11 protein-coding genes are annotated in these 12,267 nt (G+C 67.8%); 3 read left to right on the plus strand and 8 right to left on the minus strand.

Annotated elements, in window-relative coordinates:
• Positions 1 to 313: 313 nt before the first annotated feature.
• A complete protein-coding gene (locus GORHZ_RS20195) occupies positions 314 to 2,806 on the minus strand; it encodes an FAD-dependent oxidoreductase (RefSeq protein ID WP_006336258.1) in 2,493 nt (830 codons plus the stop codon).
• Positions 2,807 to 2,927: 121 nt separating this feature from the next.
• Between GORHZ_RS20195 and GORHZ_RS20200 the strand changes: the two genes are divergently transcribed.
• Entirely contained in the window at positions 2,928 to 3,560 is a 633-nt protein-coding gene (locus GORHZ_RS20200; protein WP_006336259.1) for a DUF2461 domain-containing protein, read from the plus strand.
• Here GORHZ_RS20200 and GORHZ_RS20205 read toward each other — a convergent pair.
• Genes GORHZ_RS20205 through GORHZ_RS20220 form a run of 4 tightly spaced genes read right to left on the minus strand, consistent with a single transcriptional unit; the run spans position 3,557 to position 7,144 of the window.
• Entirely contained in the window at positions 3,557 to 5,107 is a 1,551-nt protein-coding gene (locus GORHZ_RS20205) for an HD domain-containing phosphohydrolase (RefSeq protein ID WP_006336260.1), read from the minus strand. The two genes, GORHZ_RS20200 and GORHZ_RS20205, sit on opposite strands and share 4 nt — an antisense overlap.
• A gap of 31 nt (positions 5,108 to 5,138) precedes the next feature.
• Positions 5,139 to 5,936, minus strand: a complete 798-nt coding sequence (gene mddA / locus GORHZ_RS20210; protein ID WP_006336261.1) for a methanethiol S-methyltransferase — start codon at positions 5,934 to 5,936, stop codon at positions 5,139 to 5,141.
• Entirely contained in the window at positions 5,933 to 6,676 is a 744-nt protein-coding gene (locus GORHZ_RS20215) for a hypothetical protein (protein ID WP_006336262.1), read from the minus strand. Before GORHZ_RS20215 ends, mddA begins: the two co-directional genes overlap by 4 nt.
• A gap of 60 nt (positions 6,677 to 6,736) precedes the next feature.
• Entirely contained in the window at positions 6,737 to 7,144 is a 408-nt protein-coding gene (locus tag GORHZ_RS20220) for a YchJ family protein (protein WP_051999008.1), read from the minus strand.
• Between the two features lie 106 nt (positions 7,145 to 7,250).
• On the opposite strand from GORHZ_RS20220, the gene GORHZ_RS20225 reads away from it, so the two are divergent.
• Together GORHZ_RS20225 and GORHZ_RS20230 are read left to right on the plus strand one after the other, a co-directional pair.
• Positions 7,251 to 7,568 (plus strand): hypothetical protein, encoded by a 318-nt coding sequence (locus GORHZ_RS20225; RefSeq protein ID WP_006336264.1) that lies wholly within the window; start codon positions 7,251 to 7,253, stop codon positions 7,566 to 7,568.
• A gap of 154 nt (positions 7,569 to 7,722) precedes the next feature.
• The gene (locus tag GORHZ_RS20230; protein WP_006336272.1) at positions 7,723 to 9,834 is read left to right on the plus strand and encodes a glucose PTS transporter subunit IIA; all 2,112 of its coding nucleotides are present in this window, start codon (positions 7,723 to 7,725) and stop codon (positions 9,832 to 9,834) included.
• A 1-nt stretch (position 9,835) separates the two neighbouring features.
• Here the strand turns inward: GORHZ_RS20230 and GORHZ_RS20235 are convergent, their stop codons facing one another.
• Genes GORHZ_RS20235 through GORHZ_RS20245 form a run of 3 tightly spaced genes read right to left on the minus strand, consistent with a single transcriptional unit; the run spans position 9,836 to position 12,181 of the window.
• Complete coding sequence (locus tag GORHZ_RS20235) at positions 9,836 to 10,720, minus strand: ferredoxin family protein (RefSeq protein ID WP_006336274.1); 885 nt, start codon at positions 10,718 to 10,720, stop codon at positions 9,836 to 9,838.
• The gene (locus tag GORHZ_RS20240; RefSeq protein WP_006336276.1) at positions 10,717 to 11,916 is read right to left on the minus strand and encodes a cupin domain-containing protein; all 1,200 of its coding nucleotides are present in this window, start codon (positions 11,914 to 11,916) and stop codon (positions 10,717 to 10,719) included. Before GORHZ_RS20240 ends, GORHZ_RS20235 begins: the two co-directional genes overlap by 4 nt.
• Before the next feature lie 10 nt (positions 11,917 to 11,926).
• On the minus strand, positions 11,927 to 12,181 hold the full coding sequence (locus GORHZ_RS20245; protein ID WP_006336277.1) for a hypothetical protein: 255 nt from the start codon (positions 12,179 to 12,181) through the stop codon (positions 11,927 to 11,929).
• Between the last annotated feature and the right edge of the window lie 86 nt (positions 12,182 to 12,267).

A 12,267-nucleotide genomic window follows, 5' to 3' on the forward strand; every position in this document is an offset into this window, starting at 1 on the left:
ATCTGCAGACTGATCGCCCGCGGCAGCGCGTAGGCGAACCGCCGATCACCGAGGTAGCGATACACCATCGGCATCTCGACCCGACGCCGCGTATCCCTCTGGGCCATAGTCGCTTCCGCGGACACGCCTCCCCCTCGCTCATCCTCCGGCGGGTCCGGCGGCCCCCGAACACCGCCGGACTCGCCGACCCCGGCAATTCTGAGAACGCCGGTTGTCAGTCCAGGCTGTCATGGTAGCGGTCGGGCGCATAGGGACCATCGACCCGTCCTCAGATGAACAGCCGTCAGATCAACAACCGTCAGATGAACAGCCGTCAGATGAACAGGGTGCTGCTCGAATCCTGCGAATCGCCGAGCATCGTCGCGACACCACCGAATTCGACCCCGTCGATGAGATCGGACTCGGCGATACCGAGCAGTTCCATGGTCATCGTGCAGCCGATGAGGCGTGCTCCACCCTCCTGTGCCGAGGCGATCAGTTCGGGCAGGGTGGGAACGCCGTGGTCGCTCATCACCTTCTTGATCATGCCCGCGCCGGCGCCGCCGAAGTTCATCGTCGACAGCGGCAGGTGTCCCGCACCCGACGGCATCATCATCGACATCATCCGTTCCATCGCCGACTTGTCGCGCGACGGTGCGTCCTCGCGCTTCAGCGCGTTGAGGCCCCAGAAGGTGAAGAAGATCGACACGTCCTGACCCATCGACAACGCGCCGTTGGCGATGATGAAGGCGGCGACGAGCTTGTCGAGGTCGCCCGAGAACACCACCATCGTCGTCTTGTCCTTCACCGGCCCCGACGGGACGGTGGCCACGCCGGCGCCACCCTTGCGCATGGTCGCGACGTAGCCCGGCCCCTCGGGCTCGATGTCCACCAGGCGGTGACCGTTCTTGGAGGCCCACGCGGGCGCGTCGAGGGCGAATCCCGGGTCGGACACGGTCACCCGCACCTCGTCGCCGACCTCGATGTCCTCCATCGCCTTGGACAGCTTCATGATCGGCCCCGGGCAGGCCAGACCCGTGCAGTCCAGGTTGATGAGTGTGCCGGTCGCCTCAGCCGGCGCGGCTGCGATCGAGGCGGCCTCGGCGTAGGACTCCATCGGCGGCATCGCCTCGTAGGTGTCCTCGGGCTTCTCGTGCACCGCCTTGAAGGTGGTCGAACCGCCGGAGAGGGTCGCGACGTCGGTGAAGCCGGACTGCACGAGCACGCGATGGGCCAGGTAGGAGCGGAACCCGACCGCGCAGTACAGCCGCAGCGGCTGCGCGCGGTCCCATTCCCCTGCCTCGATGGTCTTGCGCAGCGTCGGCAGTGGGACGTTCACCGCCCCGGGGATGTGCCAGATGTCGTATTCCTCGGGGGTGCGGACGTCGACGAGGGCGGCACCCTCGGTCGCCGCCGGGAAGTCCTCGGCGTACCAAAGGGTCAGATCTCCGCGCAGCACGTTGGAGGCGACGAACCCGGCCATGTTGATCGGGTCCTTCGCCGACCCGAACGGCGGTGCGTAGGCCAGTTCCTGATGTTCGAGGTCGTAGACGGTCATCTGTTGGCGAATCGCCATGGCCATCAGGTCCAGGCGCTTGTCGATGCCGTCGAAGCCGCAGGCCTGCGCGCCGAGAAGGCGGCCGTCGTCGGGCGCGAAGAGCACCTTGAGGTGCATCATCGCGGTGCCCGGGTAGTAGCCGGCGTGGCCCGAGGGGTGGACATGGGCCGCCTTGTAGGCGACCCCCGCGGCCTTGAGCTGCCGCTCGGTGGCGCCGGTGCCACCGGCGACCATGTCGAACACCTTGACGATCGAGGTGCCCTGAGTGGAGAGGTATTCGGTCTCGCGGCCGCAGATGTTCTCCGCGGCAACCCGGGCCTCGCGGTTCGCGGGTCCGGCCAGCGGCGACAGGTAACTCCCGGGCAGGACCGTGTGCGGGGTCTCGACGGCGTCGCCGGCCGCCCAGATGTCGGGGTCGGAGGTGCGCATGTGCGTGTCGACCGCGATACCGCCGTGCTCGCCGAGGGCGAGTCCGGCCTCCGTCGCCAGCTTGGTGTCCGGTCGCACCCCGGCGGCCAGCACCACGAGATCGGCGGGCAGGGTCGTGCCGCTCTTGAGTTCGACGCTGACCCGCTCGTCGGGCAGCGGCGCGAATGCCGCCGCCGCGGTGGACAGGTGCACGTGGATGCCCCGCCCGCGCAGATGCTGCTCGACGGGAATGGACATGTCGCGGTCCACCGGCGGGAGGATCTGATCGGCCATCTCCACCACATCCACCGTGACGCCGCGGTGGTGCAGGTTCTCGGCCATCTCCAGCCCGATGTAGCCGGCGCCGATGACCACGGCGTGGACCGGGTCGCGTCGTCCGGCCTTTTGCTTGGCCAGCGCACCGTCCAACCGCGCCTTGATGCGGTCCATGTCACCGATGCGGCGCAGCACGTCGATGGCCGGGTGATCGATCCCCGGAAGCGGCGGACGAACCGGTGAGGCACCGGGGCACAGCGCGAGCTTGCCGTAGCTCTCGGTGTACTCGGTTCCGGTGTCGACCTCGCGCACCGAGATGGTGTGCGCCGCCGGGTCGATCGCGATCACCTCGGTCGCGATGCGAACGTCGATGTTGAGCGACTCACGCAGGCTCTGCGGGGTCTGCAGCAGCAGGCGGTCGCGCTCGGCGATGACCTCGCCGACGTGGTAGGGCAGACCGCAGTTGGCGAACGAGACGTGGTGGCCCCGCTCGAAGACGATGATCTCGGCGGACTCGTCGAGACGACGAGCCCTCGCCGCGACCGACGCTCCGGCGGCCACGCCGCCGACGACAACGAGTTTCATGACGAACTCCCGAATCGGACATACAAGTGTGGGCCCGAGCCTAGAACGATTCGTGGCCACCCACCCGGCCAATCGGTGTCTTGTACCGAATGTTCACTTGTGAAATCGATAATCTCGTCCCATGACGTTCCAGGGATTTCCCGAGGCGGCGCTCGATTTCTACGACGATCTGGAGATCGACAATTCCAAGGTGTTCTGGGAGGCGCACAAAGACCTCTACCGCACCGCTGTTGCCGAGCCGATGGCCGAACTCACCGACGCGCTGGCCGACGAGTTCGGCGCCGCGAAGATCTTTCGTCCTTACCGCGATGTGCGTTTTTCCAAGGACAAGACGCCCTACAAGACCCATCAGGGTGCCTACGTCGCGGTCGCCCCGGCGACCGGCTACTACGTCCAGATCGGCGCGCCCGGGGTGCGGGTCGGGGCCGGGTTCTACGACGCTTCCGCCGAACGCCTCACCGCGATCCGCCAGGCCATCGACGAACAGCTCCATGGCGCCGAACTCGTGCGGATCATCGATGTTCTCGAGGCCGCGGGCTGGGAGATCGGCGGCGAGAGGCTCAAGACCGCTCCGCGCGGCTGGCCCGCCGACCACCCGCGGATCGGGTTGCTCCGGCACAAGTCCCTGACCGTGATGCGCGACTATGGCTTCGACGAGGTCATCCACTCCCCCGAACTCGTGGACAAGATCAGGACGGACTGGCGCGAGACGACTCCGCTCGTCGACTGGGTCGTCCGGCACGGCGGGGCCTAGTCGGGCGGACCGGCCAGACCGTTCTGCAGCGCGTACAGGCTTGCACCCACCCGGTTGGAGGCGCCGATCTTGGTGTAGGTCCGTTCGACGTGATTGCGGACGGTCTTCTCGCTCAACACCAGCCGCTCGGCGATCTCCCGGTTGGACAGGCCGCGTGCGACGAGGCCGAGGATTTCGGTCTCACGCGGTGTCAAGGTGTCGTCGCGGTGCATCCGCGACCGGGCGTGTCCGGCAGCAGTGAGCACCGCCGCGACGCAATCGCCGTCGAGGGCGCCACGTTGGGCGCGCCGGCGCAACCGGGCCGCGGCATCCTCCGCAGACATCGGCTCCCGGTACGGGCGCGGTTCGAGCGCCGACTGGTAGGCGACGGCAGCGGCCAGCAATCTCTCGGATCGCCCCAGCGCCGCACCGCCGATACCGAGCGGATAGCCGGTGCCGTCGACGTGCTCGTGGTGGGCGCGCGCGATCGCCGCGATGGTGCCCAGGCCGGAGATGCGAGTCAGGACCCGGTCGGTCAGGTACGGATGCATCCGGACCCGCTCCCATTCGGCACCGGTGAGCTCGGCCGGCTTCGACCAGATCTGGTTGGAGACCCCGAGGCGCCCCACGTCGTGGACGAAGCCGGCCCGGCGGATCGCATCGGTGTCGGCCGCCGAGAGGCCGACTTGTCGGGCGGCGGAGTCGGCCAGCTTCGCCACCGATCGCGAATGGCCCAGCGCAAAGGGACATTTGAGGTCGACGAAATCCCCGATCGCGGTCAGCAGGACGTCGAGTCCGGCGCCGTCGAGTCGGATCTCCGCATCGGGTGCGAGGTCCAGCGCCTGTTGCCACGGGTCGTCGTCGGGAGCCGGGAAGAGGTCGGCGCAGTGGGCGCAGAATGCGTCGACGACCGCCGGGTCGAAGTGTCCGCCCCGCCGGCTGCGGACCATCGCCATCGCACCGTCGGCGCCGTAGAGACGTTCGTGTACCTCGGCCATGTCGGCCAGTTGGGCCACCCGCATCTCGATCGGGATGGCGTCGCCGGCGGCACCCGTCGGCAACCCGCCACCGTCGTAACGCTCGAAGGTGAAGGCGATCGCCTGTTCGACATCGGGGCCGAGACCGATGTGACGGGCCAGCGCGGCAGCCGACAGGCAATGCGAATGCACCAGAGTGGCGATGTTCCCGCGCGCGTCCCGGAACAACGCCGACATCGTCTTCACCCGCTGTCCCACCGGCTCTCCCCGACCGACGTTGCCGAGGAGGAAACGGAGGTAGGGCAGTCCCGACCAGTCGACGAGGTAGGAATCCCGCCGGACCGCGATGTCGTCACCGAACCACCGGGCGTATTCCTGGGAATCGGCGTGACATCCGATCCACATCACCAGGGTCGCGTAGTAGATGGTGGCGCGTTGCTCCCGTGCGAGACCCAGACGATCCGCGAGCCTGCACGCGACGACTGCCGACCGCAGCATGTGCTCGGCCGGCTGACCCAACCCCAGATCGATGGCGATGGACAGCCCGGCCAAGACCTCCACGCGTCGCGGCAGCGGGGGTGACCCGGTCATCGGTCCATTGTCGCGCATCACCGCGACCCCATCAGGCACGGCGCCGCACCCCCGGGATCAGCATCGGCGCCCGCCGACGATAGGCCACGTAGTCGGCCCCGAAGGAGCGCACCAGATCCCGTTCCTCGAGCTGAATGCCCAAGAGTACGAAACCGGTTGTGGCACTGGCAAACACGAGGTGCCCGACGGTCATCGTCGGGGCCACCCAGAAGGCGACCAGGAACCCGAGGTAGATGGGGTGGCGCACGAATCCGTACCAGAGTGGCACGACGAAGCGGTACGGCGGCAACGTGACGCCGCGGGCATTGGCGACGACCTGCCGCAGTCCGAACAGATCGAAGTGGTTGATCAGGAAGGTCGAGGCGAGCACGAACAGCCATCCCGCCAGTGACACCCCGATCAGCAGGTCTCGGGTCACTGTGCCCGACACATCCCAGACTGTGGCGGTGATCGGGTGCCACCACCACATCAGCGCGGCGAGACACGTCGTGGCGGCGAACACGTAGGTGCTTCGTTCGATCGGGGCGGGCACGAAACGGGTCCACCATCGCTTGAAGCCGGCCCGGGCCATCACGCTGTGCTGGGTGGCGAAGGCAGTGAGCAATGCCAGGTTCACGAGCAGCGCGATCGCGGTCGACGAGGTCGGACCACCGCTGTCGATGGTGTTCGGCACGATGTCGGTGCCGCCGAGAACGATGGTGGCGTTCTCGACGAATGCGATGGCCCACAAGAAGACGATGAGGAACAACAGGTAGGCGGCCGTGCCGTAGACGACACCGGCGACCCGGCCGATCGTCGGTGTGTGCGCGGTCCGTTCGATGGTGGTCATCGGGCCACCTCGACATCGACCGGCGCCTCGTCCTCGGACGACGGCGTCACCGGGATGAAGCGGGCGTCCCCGGCGAAGAAGATGCCCCGCTGGGGCAGCCAGAAGTCACCCAGGCGGGCCTGCGAATCGAGCGGGGCAGGATCACCAAGGTCCTCCCCGGCGAGAGTGGCCTCGCTCGTGCCGACCCGCCACACATGTAGTGGAGCTGCTTTGAACCACTGACCGTTCGGGGTTCGGCCGCGCAGTCGGACGCGGCCCACGCCGAGCATGGCGCGCGCCATCGGTCCCATCGAGGCCAGCACCGTGTTGCTGGTCCAGGCGGCCGCGGGCATCGCGCCGCCCATCGTGGTCATGATCCGCGTCGACGGCGACGCCACCAGTGCGACCCGCCAGTGCAACAGGTCCCCGAGGGTGACCTCGAGTGTCGAGTCGTCCACCCACGAGACGTCGATGCTGTCGACCCGGTCGACGGCGGCGCCGGCGCCGAACCACCGTGGGCAACTGCAGTCCGGATCCGTGGTCGTGTGGATTGTCCACCGGCCCTCGGGATCGCGATGCCAGATGGCGCGGTAGGGTGGCCCGACCGAGTTGGCCAGCATGTCTCGCAGTGCGAGGACGTGACCCGATGCGAACGGGATACCCATGACGCCGTAGCCGGTCAGTCGCTCGTCGGTGCCGTGGGGTAGCTGGGGATCTGCGCGCAGGGCGGTGACGACCTGCAGGGGTGTTGTCGTGTTCATGAGGCCAGTGTCGGCCCGGGTCGACCGCCGTCGCGTGAGGCGGTTGCCTCAACCATCGGCTCAGGACACGACGCCGTCGACGTAGACCCAGCGTCCGTCGTAACGCTCGAATCTGCTGCACTCGTGCAGCGTTCCGCGGGCCGCGCCGGTCCGGTAGTAGGCCGTGAAGGTCACCTCACCGGTGGTATCGAAAGGTGACCCCCCGGAAATCTCCTCGACGTCGAGTCGGTACCACTGCAGGCCGTCGTCGAGGTCGAGGCTCTCCGGTCGGGTGCGTGGATGCCAGCTCGCCAGCAGATGGTCGCGATCTCCGAGGGCGAAGGCCGTGAACCGCGACCGCATCAGGGCCTCGGCGGTACCGGCCCTGCGCTGTCCGGACAAGATCGGAGCGCAGCAGTCATCGAAGGTCAGGCCGGACAGGCATGGGCATCGGTCCGGGCGAACCCCGTCGCGCGGTCGTCTGGTCATCGTCGTCAGCTTATGCTCCGGCCTACTGCGTCCTGGTCGCACGGCGTCCAGCCGACTGACAGCAAGAGCACATGGCCGTCGCAGTGCGGCGCGGTGAGATGACCTCATGAAACCCAACGACAACAGCACCGACACCATCCTCGTCGTCATGGACGGCGGCCGGCGCGCCCACTCGATCGTGGCGCAGATCCTTGCTTCCGGCCGCAACGTGGTTATCACCGGTCCGTCACAGCGAGCACTGGTGCCCTACAACGATGCGTCCATCCACGATCACGTCCTGACCGTCGTCAGCGATCCCTCCGATCCGGCCCAGATCGAGCGGGTCATCGAACGTGCCGCCGACACCCTCGGATCGGTCATCATGATCGTCGACCCGGGTGGTCTCCTCGCCGACATCGACTCCGCCGACCGCCGGGTCGCATGATCCTGGAGAGCCTTCGCCATCTGGGCCCGCGAGAGGTGCGCGCGCGCTAGCATCCATTTTGTCGGGCCTGTCGATCATGTCGGGGACGTCGTATTGATGACGGGCCGGTACGTACCACATAACTGAACAGGCGGCCCTCACTCAAGGGAGAGTCATGGCGACGAAGGATGCAGCCGACATTGTCGAGGCGGTCGGCGGACCCGGCAACATCGAAAGTCTCACACACTGTGCGACCCGACTGCGATTCCAGCTGATCGACTCCTCCGGGGTCAAGGAATCCGATCTCGACGCGATCCCTGCTGTCATGGGCGCCGTCCCGCAGGCCGGGAACCGCTATCAGGTTGTTATCGGTGGTGGAGTCCAGACGGTCTACAACGACATCATGGCCCTGCCCGGGATGGCCGGAGGCGGGCCCACCGACGCTGCCGCCATCAAGGCGGCCGCCCGCGCGAAGGGCCCGCGGGGCAAGTCCGCCTGGCTGGACTCCCTGTTCGAGTACCTCTCGGATTCGTTCCGCCCCATCCTCGGCGCCCTGCTCGGCGCGTCGCTGTTCATCACTTTCATGTCGCTGATGAGCACCCTCGACGTGATCGGCAACTGGGCCGATCCGCGTACCGAACTGTCGCCGTCGTGGCAGTTCGTGAACTTCTGCTGGCAGTGCGTGTTCACCTTCCTGCCACTGATGATCGCCTACAACGCATCGAAGAAACTCGACGCCGACCCATGGGTCGGCTTCGCGATCATGGCTGTGGTCATGCTGCCCGGGTTCCAGGCGCTCATGTCCTCGGACCAGGTGCAGACACGCTCGGTCTTCGGTTTCGAGGTCCAGACCATCGACATCTTCGGCGTACCGCTGACCCTCTTCGACTACAGCTCGCAGGTCTTCCCGCCGTTGCTGATGGCCGCCGTGCTCGGCCCGCTCTACAAACTGCTCAAGAAACTCATCCCCGAGAACGTCCAACTGATCTTCGTCCCGTTCGTGGCGATGCTGATCATGATCCCGTTGACCGCCTTCGTCATCGGCCCGATCGGCGTCTATGTCGGCGCCGGCCTCGCCGACCTGTTGAAGTCCATCAACGACTTCTCACCGTTCATCTTCGCCATCGTCATCCCACTCGCCTACCCGTTCATGGTGCCGCTGGGCCTGCACTGGCCGATCAACGCCATCATGCTGTTGAACATCCAGACCCTGGGTTACGACTTCATCCAGGGCCCGATGGGCGCGTGGAACTTCGCGTGCTTCGGTGCGACCGCGGCCGTGCTGATCCTCTCCTGGCGGGAACGTGAAAAGCAGATGGAACAAACGGCGACCGGCGCCCTTGCCGCCGGCCTGCTGGGTGGGATCTCCGAGCCATCCCTTTACGGTATCCACCTGCGCTTCAAACGGATCTATCCACGAATGCTCGTGGGCTGCTTCGTCGGCGGCCTGATCATCGGCATCGGTGGTGGTGTCACGACCAACGCGTTCGTCTTCACCTCGCTGCTGACGATCCCCGCGTTCGACAGCATCGTGCTGTACGGGATCGCCGTCGCCGCGGCGTTCTTCACCGCCATGGCCCTCGTGCTCCTCTCCGGCTACCGCACGCCCGAGCAGCAGGCGGAGTTCGAGGAGGCACGGGCGGCGGGGGCCGAAGAGCCCGGCCCGATCCCCATCGAGGACACCGCGTCGGCGGTGCACGCGACCGCCGAACAGGTCGAGGCGGCCGAGCGGTTCACCGCCACAGCCACTGCGGCGAAGACGTTGGCCGCCAGGGAAACCACCGCGGAGGCCCAGGGTGAGCGAGGTGCGGTGACCGAGATCGGTGCGCCGCTCGACGGTACGGTCGTCGCACTGAGTGCCGTACCCGATCCGGTGTTCGCCGCGGGGACGATGGGCGGCGGCGTCGCGATCCTGCCGTCCGGTGACACCGTCTATGCGCCCGCGTCGGGGATGGTGGTGGCCGCGCAGCCCACCGGACACGCCTACGGACTTGTCCTCGACGGCGGTATCGAACTGCTGATCCACGTGGGCATCGACACCGTCCAGATGAAGGGCGATGGTTTCGAGGTCAAGGTCAAGCAAGGGCAGAAGGTCACGGCCGGAACGCCGTTGGGCACCTTCAGCCGCAAGGCCATCGAGGATGCCGGTTACCCGCTCATCACGCCGGTGGTGATCATGAACACGAAGAAGTTCGCCTCCGTCGAGAAGATCGCCGACGGCGAGGTCAAGGTCGGGGTGCCGGTCATCGCCGTGGAGGCGAAGGCCAAGGCGAAGCCGAGCGCCTGAGCTACGGCGCCGCCAGCGAGACGAGCACGAACTGCCGCACCCGCCCGGCGGCGGTGGCCCCGCAGGTGGAGTACAGCGGGTCCGACAGGTGTTCGGCCAGTACGACTTCGATCGGACCGGCCGACCCTGTGAGGAGCACGCGGATCGTGTGCTCCTCACGCCTGAGGTCGAGCGGCGCGAGGGCGTCGATCCGGTCCTCCCCGATCGCCTGCCGCGCGAAGTGCTGTGCGGCCTGCACGGCGTGTGGCAGCGCGGTCCGCCCGCGCAGCAACGCATCGTCGAGGCGGCCCTCGCGATAGCGGCGGACGATCGCGGCGGGGTCGTCATGCGAGTCGACCCGGCCGTAGCAGAGTCCGTGCGGCAACACGAGCATCGTCGCAGCGAACCGGTCACCGCCGAGATGCGAACACTCCCACGTCCAGTCACCGAACTCGGCGGCGATGGCCGCGGCGACCCGTCGGCCGCGGACCGCACAACACTGATCGTGTTTGCCGTGGGCGCAGACCGCGATCAGCGGATCGGGCGACACCTCACCGTCGGTGCCGTCGAGCGCGAGGTCGAGGTAACCGGCGGGATCATCGACCTCCCCGTGGTGGATGCTCTCCTCGCCGGGCCGGGCGTCGACCACGAACCACCGCCAGCGGCGCGTCGACGGCCGGCGCCCGGGGCGACGGATCGCGACGATGCGCATCCCCGCACTCTCCACCCGGCGCACGATGGCGCGACCCAGTGCGGGGTCGATGACGGTGGGCGAGTTGAGGAACACGGACGGCCCCCATGGCCCCGACAGTTCCAGCAGCACCCAGGAATAGCCGGCCGACGCGGTCCCGTACATCGGGTCGTCGCGGCCGGCGGCCTCGTCGCTGCAGGGACGCCGATCCGTCATCGGTCTGTCCCCACGACGATGACGACCGCCTCGCGCAGCAGCCTGCGGATGACCACCTCCCCGTCGGCCGCGTCGAGACCGGGAAGGGTACGGGCGGATACCGTATCGCCGCGCCGGATCTGTGCGAGTGCGTCGGCGCAGACCGCCGGGAAGCTCACCGTGCGGTCGGGCAGGCGCAGCTCCACGCGCTCACCGCATCGGTGCCGGGTCGCGTGCAGACCGTGTCGCCAGCGCACCGCGGTGTCGGCGGTGAGATTGTCGATCGCCTCGAGCGTGGCGAGTGGTGCAACGGCCACCGGCCGGGTCCGCCGGGCATGCCGGGTCGCGAGCCGTGTCGCCGCAGTCGTGCCGAATTCCCCTGCCCGCTCACGCAACACGTCGATCGCGGTGGCGATCGTGCCGGCGATCGCGTCGGCGGGGTCGGCACGCATCGGTAGCGACGCCCGGAACTCCGCGACGGTGGCCAACTCATCGAGGACCGCCGCCATGACATCGCGCGCGGTGAGCGGCTCGACCCCGACGGTCAGGTGGATCGAGGTCTCCCCCAGCGCCTGCGCCGAATGAATCCACCCGCGGGGCAGATAGAGCGCGTCTCCCGGTTCGAGGATCGTGTCGATGACGGGTGCGTCGTCGGCACGTCGCACGATCGCAGCCCGGTGGTCGGTCCACGGCTGCGACGGCAGCGGATCGGTGTACACCGGTTCGTGCACCCGCCAGTGTTTGCGTCCGGTCACCTGCAGGACGAATACGTCGTGCACATCGTAGTGCGGGTCGAAGCCCCGATTGCTCGGTGGGGTGATGTATGCATTGGCCTGCACGGGATGTCCGAGATCGTCGACCATGTCCCGCACGAAATCGATGACCGGTGGCCACAACCGGTGCAGGCCCTGCAGCACGATCGTCGCACCGTCGGCGAACTGCGCGAGGACCATCGCCGAATCCACCTGGTCGGCGACCTCCGCCCCGAAACCCGCCGGCCCCACGAAACACTCGCGGCCAACGAGGGCGCCCTCCTTGGCCATCCGGATGAAGGGGATCCGCACACCCCGGGAGGTGAGGAGTTCGTCGACCGATTCTCCGGAGAGCAGGTCGTCGAAGTCCCGGGGCAACTCGTGCGACCGGCTGAGCATCGGTCGTCGTCCCCAGTGCCGTCCCGCGAAGGTCTCCGGATCGGTCGAGATACAGCGGCTCAGCATCGCCTGCCGCTCAGGCGGTTCCGTCCGCTCCGCCGTCGTGGCCTTCGGGGTTCGAGCCGCCGTCGGCCGTTCCCTCACCGGCACCCGCTGTGCCATCGGCACCGCCGTCATGGCCTTCGGGGTTCGAGCCGCCGTCGGCGGGTCCCTCACCGGCACCCGCTGTGCCATCGGCACCGCCGTCGTGGCCGCCCGGATTCGAACCGCCGTCGGCGGTACCCTCACCGCCGCCCGTCGAGGTGGTGATGTCGTCGTCGTTGATCGCCATCGATCGTCCTTCCTCGTCGGAGCCACCCGGGTTGGCGACTCCTGTCTCCACTATGTCGACATCACGGTGGGGATTCCGCGCATTCG

This window comes from Gordonia rhizosphera NBRC 16068, from assembly GCF_000298195.1.
GTDB lineage: Bacteria > Actinomycetota > Actinomycetes > Mycobacteriales > Mycobacteriaceae > Gordonia > Gordonia rhizosphera.